The sequence below is a fragment of the Micromonospora sp. NPDC001898 genome, assembly GCF_042891255.1.
In the GTDB taxonomy this organism is placed as follows: Bacteria; Actinomycetota; Actinomycetes; order Mycobacteriales; family Micromonosporaceae; genus Micromonospora.
On the sequence record NZ_JBIATC010000018.1, the window covers coordinates 36,118 to 58,910 of the forward strand.

Here is a 22,793-nt window from a genome sequence, read left to right on the forward strand (position 1 = left end):
CCTGGCACTCGACTGTAACGAGTGCCAGTCTACGTCGGCTGCCCCGCCGTCGGTAAGATCACAGACGGACCGTCGGCCCGGCCGCGGCACCGGGCGACGGGGCGGGACGCCGATATCCCCTCGTACCCGACCAGTGTCGCTCTGGTGCCCACTTGTCGGCAGCCCCTACCGTGACGTGCATGACTGAACCACCTCGCCCTCCCGGGTCAGGCGACCCGGGCGGCTACCCGCCCGAGGCCAACCCGCCGTCGGCACCGTACGGCTCGTCGGCGGACGAGCCGCCCACCGCACCACTCTCCGGGGCTCCCGGGGCGGGCGGCTATCCCCCGCCCGGCGGCTATCCACCACCCACCGGCGACCAGCCGCCGTCGGGCGGCTACCCGCCACCCGGCAGCCAGCCCCCGCCGGGCGGCTTCAACCCGGGCGGCTACCCCCCGGGTGGCGCATACCCCCCGGGTGGCGGATATCCGACCGGCGGGGCGTACCCGGGCCCGACCGGCGGCTACCCGACCAACGACGACAAGACCTGGGCGCTGATCGCGCACTTCGGCGGTCCGCTCGGCGTGGTGGTCGGCGGCAGCCTGCTCGGCTGGGTCGCTCCGCTGATCGCGCTCGTGGTCAAGGGCCCGCAGTCGCCGACCGTGCGCGCGCACGCCGTCGCGGCGCTGAACTTCCAGCTCACCTGGGTGATCGCCCTCCTGGTGAGCTTCGTGCTCGCCGTGGTCACCTGCGGGGTGCTGTTCTTCATCCCGATGCTGGTCGCCCTGGTGCCGATCATCTTCGGCATCATCGGCGGCATCAAGGCCAACGAGGGCACGCTCTACCGCTACCCGATGACCTACAACCTCGTGAAGTGACCCGCATCGGCCGGCCCCCGTCGGGCCGGCCGATGCCGGGCGGCCGGCCCGGCGCACGGGGGCCCGGGCCAAGGCGTCCGATCAGGGCAGCAGGTCGCGCACGACCGCGTCGGCCAACAGCCGGCCGCGCAGGGTGAGCACGGCCCGGCCGGCCGCGTACCCGGCCGGGTCGAGCAGCCCGCCGGCCACGGCCCGCTCCGCGCCGGCCCGGCCGGGCGCGTCCAGCACGTCCAGCGGCAGGCCGGAGGCGAGCCGCAGGCGCAGCATCACGTCCTCCATGTGCGCCTCGCCGGGCGTGAGCACCTCCCGGGCCAGGCCGGGGGACTCCCCCGCCGCCAGCCGCTTCGCGTACGCGCTCGGGTGCTTGACGTTCCACCAGCGCACCCCGCCGACGTGGCTGTGCGCCCCCGGACCCAGGCCCCACCAGTCCGCGCCGGTCCAGTAGAGCAGGTTGTGCCGGCACCGCCCGGCCGGCGTGCGGGCCCAGTTGGACACCTCATACCAGGAGAAGCCGGCCGCGCCGAGGGCGGCCTCCGCGGCCAGGTACCGGTCCGCCGCCACGTCGTCGGACGGGTACGGCAGCTCGCCGCGCCGCATCCGCGCGGCCAGCCGGGTGCCGTCCTCCACGATCAGGGCGTACGCGCTGACGTGGTCCACCCCGGCGGCGACCACCTGGTCGAGGGACGCCGCGAAGTCCTCGGCGCTCTCCCCCGGCGTGCCGTAGATCAGGTCCAGGTTGACGTGGTCGAACCCGGCGTCGCGGGCCTCCGCCGCGGCGGCGGTGGCCCGGCCGGCGCTGTGCCGACGGTCGAGTACCGCCAGCACCCCCGGGGCGGCGGACTGCATGCCCAGCGAGATCCGGGTGTACCCGGCCGCCCGCAGGGTCTTCAGCGACTCCGGCGTGACCGACTCCGGGTTGGCCTCGGTGGTCACCTCGGCGTCGGCGGCCAGCCCCCAGGTGCGGTCGATGCCGTCGAGGATGCGGGCCAGGTGGTCGGCGGGGAGCAGGGTGGGCGTGCCGCCGCCGACGAACACGGTGTCGACCCTCGGCGGCGGGGTGTCGCCGAGCACCCGGCCGGCGAGGGCCAGCTCGGCCAGCACCGTGTCGGCGTACGACTCGCGGCCGACCCCGCCACCCAACTCGTCGGCCGTGTACGTGTTGAAGTCGCAGTAGCCGCACCGGCTGGCGCAGAACGGCACGTGCACGTACACGCCGAAGCCGCGCGCGCCGACGGCGCGGGTGGCGGTGGCGGGCAGCGAGCCGTCGACGGGGACGGCTTCGCCTTCTGGAAGGACGCCGGGCATGGCCACTAGTGTGCCCGCATGACCTCCTCCGACGCGCTCGTGCGGGTCACCACGGCCCGCGGGGTGACCACCCTCACCCTGAACAGCCCGCACAACCGCAACGCGCTCTCCACGCCGTTGATGACCGAGCTGCTGGCCGGGCTGTCCGCCGCGGTTGCCGACGACGCGGTCCGGGTGGTCGTGCTCGACCACACCGGCCCGGTGTTCTGCTCCGGCGCCGACCTGAAGGAGACCGCCGCCGCGTACGCCAGCGGGACGGTCCCGGCGGGGATGCTCGGCGACGTGCTCGCGGCGGTCTGGGAGTGCCCGAAGCCGGTGGTGGCCCGGGTGGCCGGGCCGGCGCGGGCCGGCGGGCTGGGCCTGATCGCGGCGGCCGACCTGGCGGTCTGCGCACAGGAGGCGACGTTCGCCTTCACCGAGGTGCGGATCGGGGTGGTCCCGGCGGTGATCTCGGCGACCGTGCTTCCCCGGCTGGCCCCCCGGGCCGCCGCCGAGCTGTACCTGACCGGCGACACCTTCGACGGCCGGCGGGCCGCCGAGATCGGCCTGGTCACCACCGCCGTGCCGGCCGACGGGCTGGACGCGGCGGTGGAGCGGGTGTGCGCGTCGCTGGTGCGGGGCGCGCCGCACGCGCTGGCCGGGGCGAAGGCCCTGCTGCGCCGGCCGCCGGCCGCCGACCTGCGCGCCGAGATCGCCGAGCTGGCCGCCGTCTCGACCGGGTACTTCCTCTCCGAGGAGGGGCGCGAGGGGGTGCTGGCGTTCCGGGAGAAGCGGGACGCGAGCTGGGTGCCGGCCGGCTGAGGCGTTTCCCGCCCCGGCCGGCGGGAAAGCCGGCCGGTCAACCGCCCCCCGTTGCGCCCCGGCACCGGGCCCGGCGGAACCCACCGTCCCGGGCGTGAAATGTGGTCGACTCGCTACGGAACGGAGCGAACCGGTCGGACGACCCGGTCGGCGACGGTGGGGACGTACTCTTGGCGGACGCTGGCGAACAGGGGGTGCGGGTGCGAACTCGGGCAATCGTCGCGGCCGGTGTCGTCGTCGCCGTCATCGCCGCCATCGGGATCTGGCTCGTGGCCCGCCAGGTGGGTGAGCGCCTGCGGCTCCCCCTGGCCAGCCGCACCTGTCTCGTGCAGGCGGACGGCCAGGTGCGCCTCGACGCCGACCAGATGGCCAACGCCGCCACCATCGCGGCGATCGGCACCCAGCGGAAGATGCCGGAGCGCGCCGTGGTGGTGGCCCTCGCCACGGCGTACCAGGAGTCCGGGCTGCGCAACCTCGACGGTGGCGACCGCGACTCCGTGGGGCTGTTCCAGCAGCGGCCGAGCCAGGGCTGGGGCACCGGGGAGCAGATCGGTGACCCGCGGTACGCGGCCAACAAGTTCTACGCCGCGCTCAAGCGGGTGCGCGGCTGGGAGAAGATGCGGGTCACCGATGCCGCGCAACGGGTGCAGCGCTCGGCCTACCCGGAGGCGTACGAGAAGTGGGCCGACGAGTCGCAGGTGTTGACCCGGGCGCTGCTCGGTCAGGCGACCGGGGCCGTGGCCTGCACCGTGGGGTCGACGCCGGTGATGCGCGGCGAGGCTGCGGCGGCGGCGCTGACCCAGGGCCTGAGCCTCGACTGGGGGCTGCCGAGGACGGTGTCGCTGGCCGAGCTGACGGGGCTCGCCGTGCCGGCCACCGACCAGCGCGACGGCTGGCGGTACGCGCACTGGTTCGTCTCGCACGCCTCCGATCACGGGGTGAAGCGGGTGCGCTTCGGCGGGTTGGAGTGGACCGCCGAGGCCGGCACCTGGGGTCGGGTGGCCGACGCCCCGGCTGCCGATCAGCGGGTCGTCGCGGAGGTCTTCGCCGACTCCTGATCGTCCCCGGATCTCCCCACCCACGGTGATCGCGCAATCCGGCATAGCCGGCAAATTCCCCGGGCTGGCATCCGATTGTCACCCTCCGCACCCGACCGGCTGCCGATCGTCGAGCGACCACCCGGTGCCGGCCGGGCGCGACGCCACCCCCGATACCGGCGCAGTACCATCGGCTGCCTGGGCCAGAAATGGTTTCCTCATGGGGAGGGGTACTACGCGGTGTTCGATTACGACGGCCGGACCGGCTACGAACCGATCAGCGACACCGATCGCAAGGAGTTCCACGAGCAGGGCTTCCTCCTGCTGCGGAACGTGCTGACGGAGGAGCACCGGGCCGCCCTGGAGGAGGCCGTCGACCGCGTCTACGCGGAGGAGAAGGCCAAGGGCAAGACCACCAAGGACGGCACCCTGCACCTGCTGGGCTTCCTGGATCGGGACGAGCTCTTCGGCAACCTGCTCACCCACCCGATCGCCTTCCCGTACATGTGGGGCCTCGCCGGGTGGAACATCTACACCCACCACAACCACCTGGACGTCACCCCGCCGGCGGCCGAGCCGGAGAAGCCGTACTGGGGTTGGCACCAGGACGGGTACCGGCAGAACTCCGACCCGGAGACGATGGACCCGAACCTGCCCCGGCCGATGTTCTCGCTGAAGGTGGCGTACGTGCTCTCCGACCTGTCGGAGACCGGGCGCGGCGCGACCAAGGTGATCCCGGGCAGCCACCTGTGGAACTCGCTGCCCCGGCCGGACGACCTGACGGTGCACAACCCGGACCCGGAGGGCGCGGTGGAGATCACCGCCAAGCCGGGCGACGCGTTCATCTTCGACCGCCGCCAGTGGCACTCCCGGTCGACGAACCTGTCCACGATCACCCGCAAGATGCTCTTCGTCGGCTACACCTACCGGTGGATCCGCCCCCTCGACGAGCTGCACATCGACCCCGAGAGCGAGTGGTGGGCCAACCGCACGCCGGTCCAGCGCCAGCTCTGCGGCGAGGGCACCCACACCGCGAACTACTGGGGCATCAACTGGAACGGGTACGTCGACGACGAGATCCCGCTGCGCAAGGAGCTCAAGGAGCGCGGCCAGCTCGATCGCAACATCCCCTGGCTCCGCTGACGCGATAGGCGAAGGGCCCTCTGTCGGCGCGCGTCGCGCACGGCAGGGGGCCCTTCCGCACGCCCGGCGTGGTCAGGCCCGCCCCGCGTCGAGCCGGCGGCGGGCCTTCTCCCGGACCGACTCCGGCAGCTCGGGGACGTCGAGCAGCCGGGGCAGCAGCTCCGGCTCCAGGGTGCCGGCCCGGAACACCTCCCCGATAGTGACGCCGTGCGCCGGCCGGTCCACCACCTCGACCTGGTCGCCCGCGCTGACCTCGCCCTCCCGCAGCACCCGCAGGTACGCCCCGGGCGCGGCCCGCACGGTGAACCGCTTGATCAGGTTGGGCACGCCCCAGAACCCGGCGAACGTGGCGCACGGCGTGCGCGGCTTGGTCACCTGGAGCAGGGCCGAGCCGATCAGCCACTGCTCCCCGATCACCGCCCCGGTCACGTCCACGGCGTACGTGGTCAGGTTCTCGCCGAAGCCACCCTCCCGGACGGCCCGGCCCAGCTCGGCCGCCCACCAGGCGGCGTCCTCCTCGGCGTACGCGTAGACCGCCTGGTCGGGGCCGCCGTGGTGGGCCCGCTCGGCGATGAAGTCCCCATCGACGCCGTCGGCCCGCAGCAGCACCGGCCCGTCAACCGGTCGCTTGTCGATCCCGCTACGGCCGCTCGCGTCGCCCGCCCATTCCGCCTCGGTCACCGTGCCGAGGTTCACCGCCACCAGCCTGCCCGTCATGGCATCAGCCTACGGCCGGGCACCGGCGACCACCGTCCCCGGAACGGCGGAGGCCTGGCCGCCGGGCGACGGGCAGGGTCTTTTCCGGACGTTCGCGCGCCGGCCCCTGCCCGCACCTCAGCCCTTGACGGCACCCGCCACCAGGCCGGAGACCATCCGGCGCTGCACCAGCAGGAAGAAGATGATCACCGGAAGGGTGAACAGCGTCGAGGCTGCCATCACCGGCCCCCACGCGGTGTCGTCCCGGCCGAAGAAGAACGTCATCGCCACCGGCAGGGTGTACCGGTCCTGATCGTTGATGAACGTCAGCGCGAAGATCAGCTCGTTCCAGGCGGTGATGAAGGAGAAGATGCTGGTCGCCACCAGGCCGGGCGCGACCAGTGGGAACAGGATGCGGCGGAAGATCTGCACCCGGCTCGCCCCGTCGATCGCCGCGGCCTCCTCGAGTTCCTTGGGCACCGCGGCCACGAAGCCGCGGAGCATCCAGACCGCGAACGGCAGCGAGAAGCCGAGGTAGGTGAGGATCAGGCTGGGCAGGGTGTTGTAGAGGCCCAGCCGCTGGATCATCAGGAACAGCGGGATGACCAGCGCCTCCAGCGGGATCATCTGCACCACCAGCAGCATGATCAGGAAGCTGGTCCGCAGCTTGAACCGGAACCGGGCCACCGCGGTCGCCGCGAGCAGCGCGACCAGGCTGCTGAGCACCACGGTCGAGACCGCCACCAGGACGCTGTTGAGGAAGAAGTCCGCGAACGTCACGCCGGGAATCAGGTTCCCGGTCAGGATCTCCCGGTAGTGCTCCAGCGTCGGGCTGGCCGGCACCGGCCGGGGCGTGGCCGAGAAGATCTCCCGGTTCGGCTTGAGCGACGTCGCGATCATCCAGTAGACGGGGAACGCCGCGAAGAGCGCCACCAGCAGGCCCGCGCCGTTGAGGGCGACCCGCTTCACCACCGCGCCGCGCCTCACGACTCCTCCTCCTGCTTGAGCACCATCCGCACGTACACCCCGGTCACCAGGAGCAGGATCAGCGTGAGGATGACCGCGATCGCCGCGCCCAGGCCGTACTTCGGGGGCGGGGAGAACGCCTCGGCGTACGAGTAGATCGACAACATGAACGTCGGCCGGTCCTGGGTGCCGCCGGCCAGCACGAACTGCTGGGTGAAGACCTTGAAGTCCCAGATGGTGGAGAGCACCACCAGGATTCCGAAGACCGGGCGCAGCAGCGGGAAGGTGATCTTCCAGAACACCTTCCACGGCCCGGCCCCGTCGACCCGGGCCGCCTCGTGCAGCTCGCCCGGCACGCTCTTGAGCCCGGCCAGCACGCTGACCGCGATGAACGGGAAGGAGTGCCAGACCACCACGAGGGTGAGGATCGAGAAGAACATCAGCGGCGAGTTGAACCAGCCGTAGCCGGTCCAGTCGGCGCGCCCGAACAACGCGTTCGACAGCCCGTCCGGCAGGGCGTTGAACAGCCAGGTCACCAGGCCGGAGGTGTCGTCGAACATCCACTTCCACACGATGGTGCCGGTCAGCGCCGGGGTGGCCCAGGCCAGCATCACGCAGCTAGCAACGAAGGTGGCCATCCGCTTGCCCAGCCCGTTGAGCAGCAGCCCGACCAGGGTGCCGAGGACCATCGTCAGCGCCACGTTCGCCACGGCGAAGAGGACCGTGTTGCGCAGCACCGTCAGGAAGAACGGGTCTCCGAGGATCTCGGCGTAGTTGCCGAACCCGACCCAGGGCCATTCCCGGTCGCCGCGCAGCTGCCGGACGTTGTTCAGCCGGAAGAAGGACATCGCCACCACCTGGCCGAGCGGCCACAGCAGCAGCACGCCGATGATCACCAGGCAGGGCAGGAGCAACAGGTAGGGCAGGCGGTCCACCCGGCGACGCCGCCGCGCGGGGTTCTCCCGCGCGGCGGACGTCTCCGGCGCCTGGATCAGCGTGGTCACTTCGCGTTGAGGATGCTTTCCATCTCGGCAGCCGCCTCGGCGGTGGCCTTCTCGACCGTCTTCTGCCCCTTGATGACCGAGCTGTTCATGGCCTGGGTCACCGTCTTGGTACGGCTGACCTCGACCCACTTCGGGGTGAGCGGGGTCAGCTTCGTGTTCTGCAGCGTCGTGGCGAACGCCGCCATGAGCTTGTCGTTGGCGTACTCGCCGCCGCTGACCAGGTCGGAGTAGACCGGGAAGAAGCCGAGGCTGCTGGCGAACTCCTTGTCCTTCTGCTTGCTCAGCAGCACGGTCAGGTAGTCCCAGGCGAGGTCCTGCTTCTTGCTGTCCTTCCACAGGGCGATGTCCGAGCCACCCGCGAAGGCCGGGGCCGGCTTGCCGTCCGGGCCGGGGATGGGGAAGGTGCCCCAGACCTTCTCGATGTCGGGGTTGTCCTTCTTGATGGCGCCGGCCTGCCAGCTGCCGCCGAAGGCCATCGCCGCCTTGCCGGTGGCGAACTGGGTCCGGGCGTCGATCTCGTTCCAGCCGGCGGCGGCGGGCGGGGCGACCTTGTGCACGGTGACCATGTCGGTCCAGAACTTGACCGCCTTCTGGGCCTCCGGGGTGTTGTAGCCGGACTTCCAGGTGTCGCCCTGCTTGGTGGCGATCTCGCCGCCCGCGCCCCAGAGGAAGGAGTAGAACGGCAGCTCCGAGTTGCCCGGCAGCGCGATGCCGTAGGTGCCCGGCTTCTTCGCCTGGACGGCCTTCGCGGCGGCGACCAGCTCGTCCCAGCTCGTCGGCGGCTTCACGCCGGCCTCGGCGAACCAATCGGTGCGGTAGTACAGCGCGCGGACACCGGCGTACCACGGCACGCCGTACTGCTTGCCGTCGAGCTGGGCGTTCTTGACCAGGTCGGGGAGGATGTCCTTGCCCTCGGACCAGCCACCGAACTTGCCGGTGACGTCGGCCAGCGCCTCCTGGGCGGCCCAGCCCTGGGTCTCGGTGTTGCCGAGCTCGGTGACGTCGGGTCCCTCACCGCCGGCGAGCGCCGCCTGGAACTTCTTGGGCGCCTCGAGCCAGGGGATGTACTGCACGACCACGTCGGTGTCGGGGTGCTTCTTCTTGAACTCGGTCTCGACGCCGTCGAGGAACGTGGTCTGCGCCTCGCTGCCCTCGCCCATCATCCAGACCGTCAGCTTGCTGTTGTCGGCGGCCTTGTCGTCCCCCGAGCCACCGCAACCGGTGAGCACCATCGCGGCCGACGCCACCACGGCGGTGACCGGGGCCAGCCGTTTCCACCTGTTCACGCCACATCTCCCTCGCGCCGTCCTGGCACTAACCTTCTCCGCCGCACCCTAGTAGGAAAAATTCCTTTACGACAGGGGCGACTTGGAAGCGAGGCGACCGTACCGCAGCGGCGGCGCGGTGGCAGTCCGACGTGGACGGAACCGGTCGTGACACAGAGGAACGGGCGCCCGACCGGAGAGGTCGGGCGCCCGTCGGCGAGACGGTGGCTGTTACCGGTGGGTGACGCTGCGGCGACCACCCACGCCGGCCACGATCGCGACCGCGATGGCGGCGACGACGACCTGAACCAGCAGCTCGGCCCAGTCGACCCCGGCGGTGTTGGTGGAGATGCCGACGGCGTTGGCCAGCACGGTGCCGAGCAGAGCGGCGCCCACACCGACGAGCATGTGCAGCCAGATCGGCATGTTCTGCCGGCCCGGGACGACCAGGCGGCCCAGGGCGCCCACGATCAGACCGACGATGAGCGCGGTGATGATTCCGGTAACAGTCATGGTCGTTCTCCTCAGAAAGCTTCATAAGTATTGTTCGCTGTGGCGACATCTAAGTTCCCGACCCGCCGGAAATCCAAACCCACCCTCCGGAGATTGCGATGGATGCCCGCCACTCGGAACGTCTGGGCAGCTCAGGCCGCCTACGGCAGCCCTTCGGCGCGCTCCCGGGCCTGGCCGACACACCGGAGCCCACATTGACGAGAGACAACTCGTGCCCACTTTCCCCACGCCTTCGGCACGGGCGAGGAAAGGCCGGACGCACGCGAAGGACGCCCGACCGCTGTGGTCGGGCGCCCTTCGGGAGAAACGGCGTGTGTCGTTACCGGTGGCTGACGCTCCGGCGACGGCCGACACCGGCGACCAGGGCCACGGCGACGGCGGCCAGCACGACCTGCACCAGCAGTTCGGTCCAGTCGATCCCGGCCGTCTCGGTGGCGATGCCCATGGCGCGGGCGAGCACGGTGCCGAGCAGGGCGGCGCCGACACCGATCAGCATGTGCAGCCAGATCGGCATGTTCTGCCGGCCCGGGACGACCAGGCGGCCCAGAGCGCCGATGACGAGACCAACAATGAGTGCGGTGATGATGCCCCAAACGGTGAGCTCCACGGTCGCCCTCCTCCTAAAGATGTGTCACAACGGTGTTGTTGCTGTCGTGACCGCTAAGTTCCCGAGGGCCCGAAAATTCAAACCGGGTTCGCCGCCGATCTGCTGCCGCACGTCGATGTCGCCATCCCCTCCGCCCACCCGCGAGGCGGGAAAAGGCCAGCTGGGAGTGCTCCCACCACCTCTGCGGCGCGCGCTGCCGGGCCCGGAAAGTTCCTTCCGGTACGACCGGACGCCCGCCCCCGGGCCGGCCTGGTGGGCGTCCGGCACGGTCACCCACGGTGGCCTGACCTCCCCGGGGGCGGGGTGGCGCGGCTACTTCTTGCCGGCGGCCTTGCCGTCGCCGTCGTCGGAGGAGAGGGCGGCGATGAAGGCCTCCTGCGGGACCTCGACCCGGCCCACCATCTTCATCCGCTTCTTGCCCTCCTTCTGCTTCTCCAACAGCTTGCGCTTACGGCTGATGTCACCGCCGTAGCACTTGGCGAGCACGTCCTTGCGAATCGCCCGGATGGTCTCCCGGGCAATCACCCGGCTGCCGATCGCAGCCTGGATGGGCACCTCGAACTGCTGCCGGGGAATCAGTTTGCGCAGCTTCGCGGCGATGGTGACGCCGTAGTTGTACGCCTTGTCCTTGTGCACGATGGCGCTGAACGCGTCCACCGGCTCGCCGTGCAGCAGGATGTCCACCTTGACCAGGTCGGACGCCTGCTCGCCCGAGGGCTCGTAGTCCAGCGAGGCGTAGCCCTTGGTCCGGCTCTTGAGCTGGTCGAAGAAGTCGAAGATGATCTCCGCGAGGGGCAGCGTGTAACGCAGCTCCACCCGGTCGGCCGAGAGGTAGTCCATCCCGAGCAGGTTGCCCCGGCGGCCCTGGCACAGCTCCATCACCGCGCCCACGTAGTCGTTCGGGGTGAGCACGGTGGCCCGCACGACCGGCTCGTACACCTCGGCGATCCTGCCGGCGGGATACTCGCTCGGGTTGGTCACGACGATCTCCTGGCCCTCCTCCGTGATGGCCCGGTAGACCACGTTCGGCGCGGTGGAGATCAGGTCGAGGTTGTACTCCCGCTCCAGCCGCTCCCGGATGATCTCCAGGTGCAGCAGGCCGAGGAAGCCGCACCGGAAGCCGAAGCCGAGGGCGCCGGAGGTCTCCGGCTCGTAGTCGAGCGCGGCGTCGTTGAGCTTGAGCTTGTCCAGCGCCTCGCGCAGGTTGGGGTAGTCGGACCCGTCAATCGGGTAGAGGCCGGAGTAGACCATCGGCTTCGGGTCCTTGTAGCCGCCGAGCGCCTGCGTCGCCGGCCTGGCGTTGATGGTGACCGTGTCGCCGACCCGGGACTGGCGGACGTCCTTCACGCCGGTGATCAGGTAACCCACCTCGCCGACGCCGAGCGCGTCGGCCTTCACCATCTCCGGTGAGATGACGCCGATCTCCAGCAACTCGTGGACGGCGCCGGTGGACATCATCTTGATCCGGTCCCGGGCGCCGATCCGGCCGTCGATCACCCGGACGTAGGTGACCACGCCCCGGTAGACGTCGTACACCGAGTCGAAGATCATCGCCCGGGCGGGCGCGTCGGCGTCGCCGACCGGCGGGACGAGCTGCCGGACGATCTCGTCGAGCAGGTACGGCACGCCGACGCCGGTCTTGCCCGAGACCCTGATGCAGTCCGCCGGGTCGCAGCCGATCAGGTGGGCCAGCTCCTCGGCGTACTTCTCGGGCTGGGCGGCCGGCAGGTCGATCTTGTTGAGCACCGGGATGATCCGCATGTCGTTCTCGAGCGCCAGGTAGAGGTTCGCCAGGGTCTGCGCCTCGATGCCCTGGGCGGCGTCGACCAGCAGGACCGCGCCCTCGCAGGCGGCGAGCGAGCGGGACACCTCATAGGTGAAGTCGACGTGGCCAGGGGTGTCGATCATGTTGAGCACGGCCTGTTCGCCGACCTGGTCGCCCTCGCGGACCGTCCACGGCATCCGGACAGCCTGGCTCTTGATGGTGATGCCGCGCTCGCGCTCGATGTCCATCCGGTCGAGGTACTGCGCGCGCATCTGCCGGGGGTCGACCACGCCGGTTAGCTGCAACATCCGGTCGGCCAGGGTCGACTTCCCGTGGTCGATGTGGGCGATGATGCAGAAGTTCCGGATGCGCGCCGGGTCGGTGGCACCGGGAGCGTTCGCGCCGGAATCGAGCGTCGGTGACACAGCGGTCCGTTCTGATCGGCTGACGTGAGCGGGCCGACGCGCCGCCGGCCCCCTCTATGCTCCCATGTCGCCCCGAGCCCGGTCGGATCACTCCTCCCGCCGCCCGGGGCGGGGCCCGGCGGCTCACTCCTCGGGCGGCTCGACGAAGAGCGCGGCGAGCTTCGGCAGTCGGCGGCGGGCCTCCTCCTCGTCGTCGAAGTCCCAGAACTCGCCCAGCTCCGGGTAGGGCGTCTCCGGCACCGCCGGCAGCTCGCTGGCAGTCGCCTTCCGGTACGCCTCCTCGGCGACCGTGAGCATCTGCTCGGCCTCGAACTCCTCGCCGGTGAGCGCCGCCTGACGGATCTGTGGCAGCGCCGCCAGCGAGTCCGGGTCGGCCACCGCGCGGGCGAAGACCTCCCGGCCCTGGGTGATCAGCCAGCCCCGGAAGTACTCGAACCCGTCGTCGGACGCGCCCCCATTGATTAGGTAGGCCGCGCCCCAGAGATCGGCCCGGTGGGACGCCGCCATGACTCGGCGCTGGTGCTGCGCGTACCCGACGATGTCGGCGGCGTCGCGCTCGGCCAGCAACGCCACGGCCCGGGCTGCGACCGGGCCGGCCGCCCCGCCCCCACCGGCCCGGGCCCGGTCGATCAACTGCCAGAAGTCGTCGGTCCTCATGGTTTGGCAGTCTGACAGAGCCGGCCGCTGCCACGGCGGTCGCGCGTCCGGCGAACGGCGCACCGGGCGCGGGTGGGGCAGCATGGTCGGATGGTCCCGATCTCACTCCCCCCGGTGCCGTACGACGCGACCGCGCTGCGCCCCGGCTGGGCGGAACTGCCGGCCGGGCTGCGGGCGGCGGTGACCGCCCGGCTGGGCGGTCCGGTGGCGGTGGCCCGGGTGGCCGGCGCCGGGTTCACCCGGGGCTTCGCCGCCGTGCTGGAGACCGCCGACGGGCGGCGGACCTTCGTCAAGGCGGCGTCGCTGACCGAGCAGCGGCACCTCGTCGACTGGTACGCCCGGGAGGCCGCAGTCCTGGACCGGCTCCCCGCCGGCCTGCCGGTCCCCCGCCCGCGCTGGGCGGTGGCGGCGGCCGGCTGGTACGCGCTCGGCCTGGACGCGATCGACGGTCGCACGCCCACCCTGCCGTGGACCCCGGCGGACCTCGACGCGACCCTGGCCGGGTACGCCGAGGTGGCCGCCGCGCTGGCCGACCCGCCCCCCGAGCTGGTGGGGCTCGGCCTGCCCCGGCTCGCCGACCTGGCCCGGGAGGACATCCTCTGGTGGGGCGAGGTGGCCGCCGGCCGGGAACCGGCCCCGGAGCTGCCGCCCTCGGCCCCGGACCGGCTGCCCGAGCTGGTCGCGCTGGAGTCGCGCCTGCCCCGGTACGCCGAACGCGGCGGCCTGGCCCACGGCGACCTGCGGCTGGACAACGTCCTCGTCGACCCGACCGGCCGCGCGTGGTTCTGCGACTGGACCTGGACCTGCCACGGGCCGGCCTGGTTCGACCTGGTCAGCCTGCTGATCACCGCCCACGCCAGCGGCCTGGACGCCGACGGGCTCTTCGCCGGCCACCCCGCAACGGCCGGCGCACCCCCGGACGCCCTGGACGTGACCCTCGCCGCGCTCTCCGGTTACCTGCTCACCTCGGCCGCCGCCGGGCCGACGAGCGCGTCCCCGCACCTCCGGGCACACCAGCGCTGGAGCGGCGGGCAGGCGCTGGGCTGGCTCGCCGTCCGGCAGGGCTGGGCGGCGGCGCCGGAGGGGCGGGAGCCGACCACCCCCGGGCTGCGGAAGTGAGCCGTTTTGGCTCGTCCGGGCGAACCTGGTAACCTGGCTATTCGCGCAGCGATGACGCATGCTCGTCGCAGCGGAATGCAGACCATACCGAGCTATCAAGACGAGGCTGTCGCGTGGCGAACATCAAGTCCCAGATCAAGCGCAACCGGCAGAACGAGAAGCGCCGGCTGCGCAACAAGTCGGTCAAGTCGTCGCTGAAGACCGCCATCCGCAAGTTCCACGAGGCTGCGGCGGCCGGTGACTCCGAGAAGGCCACCGTCCTCATGCAGGATGCCTCGCGCAAGCTGGACAAGGCTGTCAGCAAGGGCGTCATCCACTCGAACCAGGCGGCGAACCGCAAGTCGGCGATCGCCAAGCGCGTGACCTCGCTCGCTGCCTGATCGGCGTCCACAGACCTGACCGGAAGCCCCGGGCCAACCGGGGCTTCCGGCTTTCTGTGTGTCCGCATCGGCCTCCCGCGCGCCGGCTCCGGTTCCTGCGTACGGGGAACGCGGAGGTCCCCGGCCAGTACAGCCAGGACAGCCCGGCGCGGGCTCGGTGCAACCAGGCCGCCCCGTGGCGGTGACCCGCGCCCGGATCAGGGGCGGGGGCCGGGGGTGTGGTCCGGGCGGGTGTGGTCCGGGAGTTCCGGCTCCGCACGGCGGAGGCCGTGGCGGGGCCGTTCTGCGCGCCCCGACGGGTCGGGATGGACGAGAACGCCCGGGATGGCCCGCGAGGCCGAACCCGGAGCGTCGCGCCGGCCGACACCGGGCGAGCTGGCGACACCGATCGCGCCCCGGCCACCAGCGCCCCCGCCCGCGTGACCGGCCGCACCCCGGTCAGCGTGACCGGCCGCCCCGGGACGGCCACCGACGCCGTGGACCGTGGCACGCCCGACCACGGGCTCCATCTGCCGGCGGAACCGGTCCCGCTCCTGCTCCGGCACGAGCGCGGCCGTCCGGACCACCGCCTCCGCCACCATGTCGTTCAGCTTGACCATCGCCGCCACGGCGGCGGGCAGCACGAGCACCGCCCACCAGGTCACCAGCTCGGCCAGGGCGAGCAGGACGGCCAGCGCGACGGCCCCCTCGCAGAAAAGGAAGCAGAGCACACCGCCGGGGTTGACGAAGCGCAGGCCGAGGGCCCGGGCGTAGAAGGGGCGGTACCGCTCCTGAGCGGAGGGGACCGTCGCCCACGACACCCGGACCGGCCGGTTCACCGGACGCCGCCCTGCCGGGCCGCCGCGACCGAGAACACCGCCCGCTCCAGCGCGTACGCGCGGTCGTCCGAGCCACCCTTGACCGCCGCGTTGCACTCGGCGGCGGCCCGCATCGCCTGCACGAGGCCCTCCGGCGTCCAGCCCCGGGCCCGCTGCTGAGCGCTCTTGACCTTCCAGGCCGGCATACCGAGGGTGCCCGCCAGTTGGTACGGGTCGCCCCGCCCCGCCGCGGCGACCCGGGCGACGGTGCGGACGCCGTCCGCGAGGGCGTCGGCGATCGGAACCGGGTCGACGCCGACGTGCAGCGCCCAGCGCAGCGCCTCCAGCGCCGCAGGCACGTCGCCGATCAGGGTGGCATCGGCGACCGTGAAGCCGCTCACCTCGACCCGTCCCTTGTAGTAGCGGGCCACGGTGTCGGGCCCGATCCGCCCGTCGGTGTCGGCGATCAGCTGGGAGCATGCGGCGGCCAGCTCGCGCATGTCGTTGCCGACCGCCGCGATGAGCGCCTCGGCCGCGTCGTCGGTGCACTTGCCGCCGGCCCGACGGATCTCCTCGCGGACGAAGGCCACCCGCTCGCGGTGCCCCTTGAGCTTCGCGGCCGGCACCACCGTCGCGCCCGCCGCCCGCAGCCCGTCCGCGAACGCCTTGCCCTTGGCTCCCCCGAGGTGCAGCACGACGAGTTGGACGTCCGGGTCCGAATTCTTCGCGTACGCCAGCAGCGCCGCGGCCAGGTCCTTGCGGGCGTCCTGGCCGGAGCGCAGCACCAGCACCCGCCGACCGCCGAACAGCGACGGGCTGAGCATCTCGGCGATCTCACCGACGGCCAACGCCCCGGCCTGGTACTCCCGGACGTCGACGTCGGGATCGACGCCGCGGGCCCTGGCCACGGTCTCGGCCACCGCGCGCGTGGCGAGCAGTTCCTCGTCGCCGAGGACGAGCAGAATGGGAGCGAGGTCGGCGGCGGTCACGCCGCCCATATTCGCACGCCGCCCCCGGGATCGTGCCTGCTCGTCGAGGCCGCAGAAGGCGGACCCCGCACTCAGCGCAAATCCAGACACTTGCGTCAATCACCCCGCTAATACCGCCAAATGCCCTTTGGTCCTCAGCGCCGCGGTCGTCCCGGGGCGAGGCCCCGACTCACCACGGCCATCCCGTCCCGCCCCAACACCACCGCCACGTCACCGTCGGTGTCCGTACGCATCACCCGCGCCCCGCCCCGGACGATCCGGGCGAGCACGGCGGCGTTCGGGTGCCCGTACGAGTTGCCGACGCCCACCGGGACCAGCGCGACCCTCGGCCGGACCGCGTCCAGGAACGCCGGCTCCTGGTACGCCGACCCGTGGTGGGCGACCTTCAGCACGTCGGCGCGTACGCCGCCAGGCGGTGTCCGGTCGAGCAGCGCCCGCTGCTCCTCGGTCTCGGCGTCCCCGGCGAGCAGGATCCGCACCCCGGCCACCGTCGCGCGCAGCACGAGCGAGTTGTTGTTCGGGTCGGACCGGGTCCCCCGCAGCGGATACGGCGGACCCAGCACGACGAGTTCCAGCCCGCCGACCCGGTACGTCCACCCCGCCGTGGCCGCCGCCGTCCCCGCCCCGCCCGTCGCGGCGGCGGTGCGCACCAGCTCCCGCCCGGCGGCGGGCTCGGGCCACTGCGGCGTGCGCACCGCCGCCACCCGCCGACCCCGGAAGATCCCGGCCACCCCGCCGATGTGGTCGACGTGGAGATGGCTGAACAGCAACAGCGGGACCTCCCGTACGCCGAGCCGGCGCAGGCAGCCGTCCACGGCCGCCGGGTCCGGCCCGGCGTCCACCACCACCGCCCGGCCGGCGCCCGCCGGCAGCACCAGCGCGTCGCCCTGGCCCACCGCGCACGCCACCACCACCCAGCCGGCAGGCGGCCAGCCGGCGGCCACCAACCGGACCGGCAGGGTGCCAGCGATCACGGCGACCGCGACCACCGCCACCAACCGGCGCACCAGCGGCCGGCGGGTGGCGACCAGTAGCGCCACGGTCAGCCCGGCCAGCAGCAGCGCCCCCGGAACCCCGCCCGGCCAGGGCAACGCGCCCGCCGGCAGTCGCGCCCCGTACCGGGCTACCGTGACCAACCACCAGGCCGGCCAGCTCGCCAGCCAGGCCGCGAACTCCGCGCCCGCCGGCCAGGCCGGGGAAAGCACCGCCGCCGCCACGCCGAGCACCGTGGCGGGCGCTATCGCCGGCACCGCCAACAGGTTCGCCGGCACCGCGACCAGGCTCACCGTCCCGGAGATCCCGGCCACCACCGGCCCGCAGGCCACCTGCGCCGCAGCCGGCACGGCCAGCGCCTCGGCGAGCCCCGGGGGCACCCCCCGCCGCCGCAGCCCGTCCCGCCACCCGGGGGCGAGCAGCAGCAGGCCGGCGGTGGCCAGGACGGACAGCGCGAACCCGGGGTCGCCGGCCAGGTCCGGGTCGAGCAGCACCAGCCCGGCCACCGCCGCGGCAAGCGCCGGCAGGGCCGCCCGGGGTCGGCCGACGGCCAGCGCCGCGAGGCCGATCGCGCCCATGGTGGCGGCGCGCACCACGCTGGGCGAGGGGCGGACCAGGATGACGAAGCCGACCAGGGCCAGCGCGCACAGCCCGGCGGCCACCCGGGGACCGGCCCGGGACCAGCGGGCCAGCAGCAGCACCGCGCCCACGACGATCGCGACGTTGGAACCGGACACCGCGTTCAGGTGCGTCATGCCGGTGTCCCGGAAGTCCTCCTCGACCGCCGACGGCAGCCGGCTGGTGTCGCCGACCACCAGGCCGGGCAGCAGCCCGCCCTGCTCGTCGGGCAGCGGCGCGCAGGCCCGTTGCAGGCCGGCGCGCAGCACGCCGGCGGCACGCTGGGACCATGGCGGCGGACCGTGCGGCACCGGCGGACCGGGCACGGTGAGCACGGCGGCGGTCAGGTCACCGCCGCGCGGTGCGGCCAACCGCCCCTCGGCCGTGAGCCGCTGCCCGGGCAGCAGGCCCCGCCACCCCCGGTCGGTGGCGAGCACCAGCACCCGCACCGGGGCGGCGACCCGCACCCCGTCGGGGCCGGTCAGGGCCACGAGGTCGGCCCGCACCAGCAGGGTGGCGGGCCGGCCGGGGACGCCCCGGACCGGGCGCGGATCCTCCCGGACGACCAGCTCGGCGTCGACCGTGGCCCGGTCGTCGACGAGGGACCGGACGGCGGGTGCGTCCCGGACGACGAGCCGGGCAGCGGTCGCCGCCGCGCCGCAGACCACACCGAGCAGCACGGCCACCGCGATCCACCCGTACCGGCGAACGAGGGGCGCCGGGCGCCCCAGCACGCCGAGCAGGTACGCCGAGGCGAGCGCCGCCAGCCCGGCGGCACCGGCCGCGAGCAGCACCGTCGCGCGATGACCCAGGTGCAGACCGGCCAGCGCGGCCAGCCAGGCGGCCACCGCCAGCCCGGCCAGCCGCAAATCGGGGATGCTCCCGCCATCGGCAGTGCGACCAGCGTCCGGCCCCGGCGGGCCGCTCACACCGTCACCAGTTCCTTGAGCTGCTCGTACCGGGCGTCACCGATGCCCTCCACCTGACGCAGGTCGCCCACCGAGCGGAAGCCGCCATGCTGGTCACGGTGGGTCAGGATGCGCTGGGCGAGCACCGGCCCCACCCCGGGCAACGCGTCCAGCTGCGCCAGGGTGGCCGTGTTCAGATTGATCCGGCCTCCGGCAACCGCCGGGCCCCCGCCGGCCGCGGCGGGCGCGGAACCGGGCTGGCCCTCCGGGGCGGGCACGCCGACCAGGATCAGCTCTCCGTCGGTCACCTTGCGGGCCGGATTCAGCAGCGCCACGTCCACCCCGGGGAGCGCGCCGCCGGCCGCCTGCACCGCGTCGGCTACCCGGGAGCCGGCCGGCAGCCGGACGAGCCCCGGCCGACGCACCTTGCCGGCGACCGCCACCACCAGCTCACCGCCCGGCGTCGGCCCGCCGGCCACCGGCTGTGCCTCTTCCGGCCCCCCGGAATTCGGGGCGACGGACGGGGCGGCCCCGACAGGTTCGGCCTGCGGCCGGGACTGCCACGCCCAGAAGCCCGCGCCGAGCACCACCAGCACGGCGACCACCGCCAGCGCCCGCACCCCCCGCCGCCCGGGGTCGAACGCGCCGGGACCGGGCAGCCGGGACGGTCGCGGCGAGCGCGTCGGCTCGTCCTCGGGGCCGGGGTCGCTGCTGGGAGCGGGCTCGCCGGGATGCGCCGGAGCGTCGCCCCGGAACGGGTCGCCGACGGGGAACGGGTCGGCGACCCTTGCAGCCCGTCGCCCCGGGCCGAGCCGACCCTTCCCCGGCCAGGGAACTGGCCGATCGTCCACCGGATCGCCGGCCGGGAGCCACCGGTCCTCCGGCGGCACCACCGCAGGCCGCCCGGCCGCCGGCCCCTCCACCGAACCCCGCCCCAGCAGTGGCGCGGCCACCCCGGGCCGTTCGACCGCCGCCTCCGGTGACGCGGCCGGCACGATCGGCGGCTCCGGGGCCTCGGCCGGCGCCGGGCCGGTCACCAGCCACCGCAGCCGCCGCACGACCGCTTCCTCGTCGTCTGACACGACGCGAGATTAGGCTTGGACGCGGACGACCTGCGGCCCTGCGGCCGGCGCCTGTGGACGACCGAGGCCGCTGTGGACAAGCACCCGATCATGCCCGCCGTGTGCTATGGCGACGGGGTCGGAGGATGCAGGGGCGAGAACCGGAGACCCCAGCGACCGCCGGCGAGCGGCGGGGCGGGACCGTTGTCATGGCCGTGGCTGCGGTGGGGTGGTCGCCGCGAGCCAGGTGCCCTGACCTCTTCGGCCTCGCCTTCTCGGTGACCGGCGGCATCTTCGGGTTCGGTGTCGGTGGCCCGTGGGGAGCGGCGATCGGCGGCTTCATCAGCTGGGTGGCGGGCACCTGCGTATCCCGGCTGCACGAGTACGTCTGCCGCAGGCAGAAAGGGTCTACCCCTACCTGGCGATCAGCTTGTCGGCAGGACGTTCGTACCGTGTGCGAGTTCCGGGGCTCCGGCCTGCCGGTCCATGAAGGAGGCGACGATGGAGACGCTGGTGGCGTATCCGCTGGTGGTGGGTGGCATTCTGATGATCCTGCTCGGTGCCACCGGCGTCGCCGCCGTCATCTCGTACCTCCCGGTCATCCTGGGGGCGGATGCCGGCATGAAGCTGCTGTCGCGGTTCGTGTCGGCGCCTTTCCTGGCCGTGGCTGTGGTGATGTCTGTCCTTATTGCTTCGTCCCTCCCGGGGCCGGTCCGACGACGCTGATGCCACCGAGCGTCGAGAACAGCCCTCCGCACGTCAGCGGCTGATCGGGCGAGCAGCGCCCAGTCGTTGGCGTCCAAGGAATTCACGACAGGCTGGACCTTCTGCCCTGCTCAAGGTAGAGAACATAGGAGGACACTGCGGGTGCTTCCACTGGCAGCGCTCTGGGCTCTCGGAGAACGACATCAGGCGAAGATCAGGCGGCGTCGGGGCGCCGGTGTACGACCACGCAGGCCAACCCAGGGCCCGCGTGCGCAGCCACCACCGCGCCCGCCTCCGTCACGTACGACGAGCGCAGCCGGTCGCCGAGCCGCTCGGTGAGCGCGGCGAGGAGCTGCTCGGCGCGCTGCGGGGCGGCGAGGTGGTGCACGGCGAGGTCCACGTCGGCGTCGCCGGCCGCCCCGACCGCCAGGTCGACCAGGCGGGCCACCCCCCGGCTCGCGGTCCGTACCTTGTCCATCAGCACGATCGCCCCGTCCGGCATGTGCATGATCGGCTTCACCGACAGCGCGGTGCCGAACAGCGCCTCGGCGGCGCCGATCCGGCCGCCCCGGCGCAGGAACTCCAGCGTGTCGACGTAGAAGAAGATGCTGGTGCGGTCGATGGCGTCGACCGCCGCCCGGCGTACCCCGGCCAGGTCGGCGCCCCCGGCGGCGGCCTCGGCCGCTGCGAGCGCCGGAAAGCCGAGGCCCATGCCGGTGGAGCGGCTGTCGACGACCACGATCTGGTCGCCGACCTCGGCGGCGGCCAGCCGGGCCGCCTCCACCGTCCCGGACAGCTCGGCCGACAGGTGCACCGACACCACGCCGTCCGCGCCCGCGTCGAGCAGCTTCCGGTACGTCCCGACGAACTGCTCCGGGGACGGCCGGGAGGTGCTGACGGAGACCCGGCGACCACCCAGCGCCCGGGTGGCGTCCTCGGGGAAGGTCTCGATGCCCTCCAGCCCCTCCGCGCCGTTGAGCACCACGGTCAGCGGGACGACGGTGAGCCGGTGCGACTGCGCCAGCTCGAGCGGAAGGTAGGCGGTGGAGTCGGTGACGACCGCGACGGGCATGCCGGCACCGTAGCCGATGTCGGCCCCGACCGCCCGGGACCGTGTGGTCAGACCGCCTCGGCGGGAGCCGGCAGGGTGACCGGGCCGACGTTGTGGGCCAGCAGCTGCCAACCCCGCGATTCGCTGTGCCGCAGCTCGGTCCAGTGACAGTTCTGCAGCGGGCCGATGGCCCGCAGCACCGTGTGGTCCCAGCCGAGCAGGTACCCGCAGCCCTGCCGGGCCCCACCGCCGTGGGTGGCGACCACGATCGTGCCGCCGGGCGCCACGTCGACCGCGTCCTGCAGGGCGGTGCCGATCCGTTTACCGAGGTCGTCGAGGCTCTCGATGCCCGCCCCCGGGTCCGGGTCGCCGGCCCGCCAGCGGGAGTACTCGTCCGGGTACCGCTCGGCCGCCTCGGTGCGCGCGAGCCCCTGCCACTGGCCGAAGTGCCGCTCGCGCAGCCGGGCGTCGGCGCGCACCGGCAGCCCGGTGAGCGCGGCCAGGGCGGCGGCGGTGTCCGCGGCACGGCTCAGGTCGCTGGCCACGATCGCGTCGGGACGCAGCGCCGCGATCAGTTGCGCGGCGACGACGGCCTGCTCGCGACCGAGGTCGTTGAGCGGTACGTCGGTCTGTCCCTGCACCCGGTCGGTGGCGTTCCAGTCGGTGTTGCCGTGCCGCCAGACGATCAGTCGGGTCATTCGCCGGCGGTGGGTCCGGCGGAGGCCTCGGCCTCGACCAGGTCCCGGTCGACGAACGGGATCTGCGGGCAGTCCTTCCACAGCCGGTCGAGGGCGTAGAACTCGCGCTCCTCGGTGTGCTGGACGTGCACCACGACGTCGACGTAGTCGAGCAGGACCCACCGGCCGCCCCGCTCGCCCTCGCGCCGGAGCGGCTTGGCCTTCTCCGGCAGCTCGAGCAGCCGCTCCTCGATGGCGTCGACGATGGCCAGCACCTGACGCTCGTTGGGGGCGGCGGCGAGCAGGAACGCGTCGGTGATGGCGAGCTGCTCACCCACGTCGATGATGACGATGTCCTGCGCCTTCTTGTCGGCCGCAGCCTGGGCGGCGGCCATCGCCAGCTCGTGTGCGCGTTCGGAAACTGTCACCGTTCTCCTTCGATCAACCGTGCGAC

The 22,793-nt window shown here is 73.0% G+C and carries 23 protein-coding genes; 7 read left to right on the forward strand and 16 right to left on the reverse strand.

The genetic code is table 11. The features are described 5' to 3' along the window. The first annotated feature begins 179 nt into the window (after positions 1-179). On the forward strand, positions 180-857 hold the full coding sequence (locus ACFYZF_RS26080) for a DUF4870 domain-containing protein (RefSeq protein WP_387025036.1): 678 nt from the start codon (positions 180-182) through the stop codon (positions 855-857). Positions 858-938: 81 nt separating this feature from the next. On the opposite strand, the gene hemW is transcribed toward ACFYZF_RS26080, so the two are convergent. Continuing rightward, positions 939-2,162, reverse strand: coding sequence for a radical SAM family heme chaperone HemW (gene hemW, locus ACFYZF_RS26085; protein WP_387025038.1), 1,224 nt, complete (start codon positions 2,160-2,162; stop codon positions 939-941). Between the two features lie 18 nt (positions 2,163-2,180). Here hemW and ACFYZF_RS26090 point away from each other — a divergent pair, with 18 nt between their 5' ends. From ACFYZF_RS26090 to ACFYZF_RS26100, 3 genes are all read left to right on the forward strand, one after another. Next, positions 2,181-2,963, forward strand: coding sequence for an enoyl-CoA hydratase-related protein (locus ACFYZF_RS26090; RefSeq protein WP_387025040.1), 783 nt, complete (start codon positions 2,181-2,183; stop codon positions 2,961-2,963). A gap of 194 nt (positions 2,964-3,157) precedes the next feature. Next, positions 3,158-4,021: a hypothetical protein gene (locus ACFYZF_RS26095; RefSeq protein ID WP_387025132.1), complete on the forward strand. Its 864-nt coding sequence runs from the start codon at positions 3,158-3,160 to the stop codon at positions 4,019-4,021. 219 nt (positions 4,022-4,240) lie between these two features. Next, a complete protein-coding gene (locus ACFYZF_RS26100) occupies positions 4,241-5,143 on the forward strand; it encodes a phytanoyl-CoA dioxygenase family protein (RefSeq protein WP_387025042.1) in 903 nt (300 codons plus the stop codon). 72 nt (positions 5,144-5,215) lie between these two features. Here the strand turns inward: ACFYZF_RS26100 and ACFYZF_RS26105 are convergent, their stop codons facing one another. The 8 genes from ACFYZF_RS26105 to ACFYZF_RS26140 all read right to left on the reverse strand — a co-directional run bounded on the left by ACFYZF_RS26105 (position 5,216) and on the right by ACFYZF_RS26140 (position 13,041). After that, positions 5,216-5,860 carry an MOSC domain-containing protein gene (locus ACFYZF_RS26105; RefSeq protein WP_387025044.1) on the reverse strand — a complete coding sequence of 215 codons (645 nt, stop codon included), beginning with the start codon at positions 5,858-5,860 and terminating at the stop codon, positions 5,216-5,218. A 117-nt stretch (positions 5,861-5,977) separates the two neighbouring features. Further along, a complete protein-coding gene (locus tag ACFYZF_RS26110; RefSeq protein ID WP_387025134.1) occupies positions 5,978-6,811 on the reverse strand; it encodes a carbohydrate ABC transporter permease in 834 nt (277 codons plus the stop codon). A gap of 11 nt (positions 6,812-6,822) precedes the next feature. After that, positions 6,823-7,809: a carbohydrate ABC transporter permease gene (locus ACFYZF_RS26115; protein WP_387025046.1), complete on the reverse strand. Its 987-nt coding sequence runs from the start codon at positions 7,807-7,809 to the stop codon at positions 6,823-6,825. Then, positions 7,806-9,095 carry a sugar ABC transporter substrate-binding protein gene (locus tag ACFYZF_RS26120; protein ID WP_387025048.1) on the reverse strand — a complete coding sequence of 430 codons (1,290 nt, stop codon included), beginning with the start codon at positions 9,093-9,095 and terminating at the stop codon, positions 7,806-7,808. The genes ACFYZF_RS26115 and ACFYZF_RS26120 overlap by 4 nt, the downstream gene beginning before the upstream one ends. Positions 9,096-9,305: 210 nt before the next feature. Continuing rightward, positions 9,306-9,587, reverse strand: coding sequence for a GlsB/YeaQ/YmgE family stress response membrane protein (locus ACFYZF_RS26125; protein WP_387025050.1), 282 nt, complete (start codon positions 9,585-9,587; stop codon positions 9,306-9,308). 319 nt (positions 9,588-9,906) lie between these two features. Further along, positions 9,907-10,194 (reverse strand): GlsB/YeaQ/YmgE family stress response membrane protein, encoded by a 288-nt coding sequence (locus tag ACFYZF_RS26130; RefSeq protein ID WP_387025052.1) that lies wholly within the window; start codon positions 10,192-10,194, stop codon positions 9,907-9,909. Between the two features lie 312 nt (positions 10,195-10,506). Further along, positions 10,507-12,384: a translation elongation factor 4 gene (gene lepA, locus ACFYZF_RS26135; protein ID WP_387025054.1), complete on the reverse strand. Its 1,878-nt coding sequence runs from the start codon at positions 12,382-12,384 to the stop codon at positions 10,507-10,509. A gap of 123 nt (positions 12,385-12,507) precedes the next feature. Next, positions 12,508-13,041 (reverse strand): DUF4240 domain-containing protein, encoded by a 534-nt coding sequence (locus tag ACFYZF_RS26140; protein WP_387025056.1) that lies wholly within the window; start codon positions 13,039-13,041, stop codon positions 12,508-12,510. 90 nt (positions 13,042-13,131) lie between these two features. Between ACFYZF_RS26140 and ACFYZF_RS26145 the strand changes: the two genes are divergently transcribed. Together ACFYZF_RS26145 and rpsT are read left to right on the forward strand one after the other, a co-directional pair. After that, positions 13,132-14,160 (forward strand): phosphotransferase family protein, encoded by a 1,029-nt coding sequence (locus ACFYZF_RS26145; RefSeq protein ID WP_387025058.1) that lies wholly within the window; start codon positions 13,132-13,134, stop codon positions 14,158-14,160. Positions 14,161-14,273: 113 nt separating this feature from the next. After that, a complete protein-coding gene (gene rpsT / locus ACFYZF_RS26150; protein WP_387025060.1) occupies positions 14,274-14,540 on the forward strand; it encodes a 30S ribosomal protein S20 in 267 nt (88 codons plus the stop codon). A 197-nt stretch (positions 14,541-14,737) separates the two neighbouring features. Here rpsT and ACFYZF_RS26155 read toward each other — a convergent pair whose 3' ends face one another. The 4 genes from ACFYZF_RS26155 to ACFYZF_RS26170 form a co-directional block, all read right to left on the reverse strand. Further along, positions 14,738-15,358: a hypothetical protein gene (locus ACFYZF_RS26155; RefSeq protein WP_387025062.1), complete on the reverse strand. Its 621-nt coding sequence runs from the start codon at positions 15,356-15,358 to the stop codon at positions 14,738-14,740. Beyond that, entirely contained in the window at positions 15,355-16,335 is a 981-nt protein-coding gene (holA, locus tag ACFYZF_RS26160; RefSeq protein ID WP_387025064.1) for a DNA polymerase III subunit delta, read from the reverse strand. The genes ACFYZF_RS26155 and holA overlap by 4 nt, the downstream gene beginning before the upstream one ends. Positions 16,336-16,460: 125 nt before the next feature. Then, positions 16,461-18,866, reverse strand: coding sequence for a ComEC/Rec2 family competence protein (locus tag ACFYZF_RS26165; RefSeq protein WP_387025066.1), 2,406 nt, complete (start codon positions 18,864-18,866; stop codon positions 16,461-16,463). After that, on the reverse strand, positions 18,863-19,696 hold the full coding sequence (locus ACFYZF_RS26170) for a helix-hairpin-helix domain-containing protein (protein ID WP_387025136.1): 834 nt from the start codon (positions 19,694-19,696) through the stop codon (positions 18,863-18,865). The genes ACFYZF_RS26165 and ACFYZF_RS26170 overlap by 4 nt, the downstream gene beginning before the upstream one ends. Before the next feature lie 711 nt (positions 19,697-20,407). Between ACFYZF_RS26170 and ACFYZF_RS26175 the strand changes: the two genes are divergently transcribed. Next, the gene (locus tag ACFYZF_RS26175) at positions 20,408-20,632 is read left to right on the forward strand and encodes a hypothetical protein (protein ID WP_387025068.1); all 225 of its coding nucleotides are present in this window, start codon (positions 20,408-20,410) and stop codon (positions 20,630-20,632) included. Between the two features lie 193 nt (positions 20,633-20,825). Here the strand turns inward: ACFYZF_RS26175 and ACFYZF_RS26180 are convergent, their stop codons facing one another. Genes ACFYZF_RS26180 through rsfS form a run of 3 tightly spaced genes read right to left on the reverse strand, consistent with a single transcriptional unit; the run spans position 20,826 to position 22,767 of the window. Continuing rightward, a complete protein-coding gene (locus ACFYZF_RS26180; RefSeq protein WP_387025070.1) occupies positions 20,826-21,683 on the reverse strand; it encodes a DegV family protein in 858 nt (285 codons plus the stop codon). Between the two features lie 47 nt (positions 21,684-21,730). Then, positions 21,731-22,360 carry a histidine phosphatase family protein gene (locus ACFYZF_RS26185; protein WP_387025072.1) on the reverse strand — a complete coding sequence of 210 codons (630 nt, stop codon included), beginning with the start codon at positions 22,358-22,360 and terminating at the stop codon, positions 21,731-21,733. Continuing rightward, on the reverse strand, positions 22,357-22,767 hold the full coding sequence (gene rsfS, locus ACFYZF_RS26190) for a ribosome silencing factor (protein ID WP_387025074.1): 411 nt from the start codon (positions 22,765-22,767) through the stop codon (positions 22,357-22,359). Before rsfS ends, ACFYZF_RS26185 begins: the two co-directional genes overlap by 4 nt. Between the last annotated feature and the right edge of the window lie 26 nt (positions 22,768-22,793).

Coding starts and splice junctions, on each gene's coding strand:
- ACFYZF_RS26185 (WP_387025072.1), bottom strand. CDS start 22,360: ATGACCCGACTGATCGTCTGGCGGCACGGCAACACCGACTGGAACGCC.
- ACFYZF_RS26180 (WP_387025070.1), bottom strand. CDS start 21,683: ATGCCCGTCGCGGTCGTCACCGACTCCACCGCCTACCTTCCGCTCGAG.
- ACFYZF_RS26140 (WP_387025056.1), bottom strand. CDS start 13,041: ATGAGGACCGACGACTTCTGGCAGTTGATCGACCGGGCCCGGGCCGGT.
- ACFYZF_RS26145 (WP_387025058.1), top strand. CDS start 13,132: ATGGTCCCGATCTCACTCCCCCCGGTGCCGTACGACGCGACCGCGCTG.
- ACFYZF_RS26105 (WP_387025044.1), bottom strand. CDS start 5,860: ATGACGGGCAGGCTGGTGGCGGTGAACCTCGGCACGGTGACCGAGGCG.
- hemW (WP_387025038.1), bottom strand. CDS start 2,162: ATGCCCGGCGTCCTTCCAGAAGGCGAAGCCGTCCCCGTCGACGGCTCG.
- ACFYZF_RS26080 (WP_387025036.1), top strand. CDS start 180: ATGACTGAACCACCTCGCCCTCCCGGGTCAGGCGACCCGGGCGGCTAC.
- ACFYZF_RS26175 (WP_387025068.1), top strand. CDS start 20,408: ATGGAGACGCTGGTGGCGTATCCGCTGGTGGTGGGTGGCATTCTGATG.
- ACFYZF_RS26090 (WP_387025040.1), top strand. CDS start 2,181: ATGACCTCCTCCGACGCGCTCGTGCGGGTCACCACGGCCCGCGGGGTG.
- holA (WP_387025064.1), bottom strand. CDS start 16,335: ATGGGCGGCGTGACCGCCGCCGACCTCGCTCCCATTCTGCTCGTCCTC.
- ACFYZF_RS26125 (WP_387025050.1), bottom strand. CDS start 9,587: ATGACTGTTACCGGAATCATCACCGCGCTCATCGTCGGTCTGATCGTG.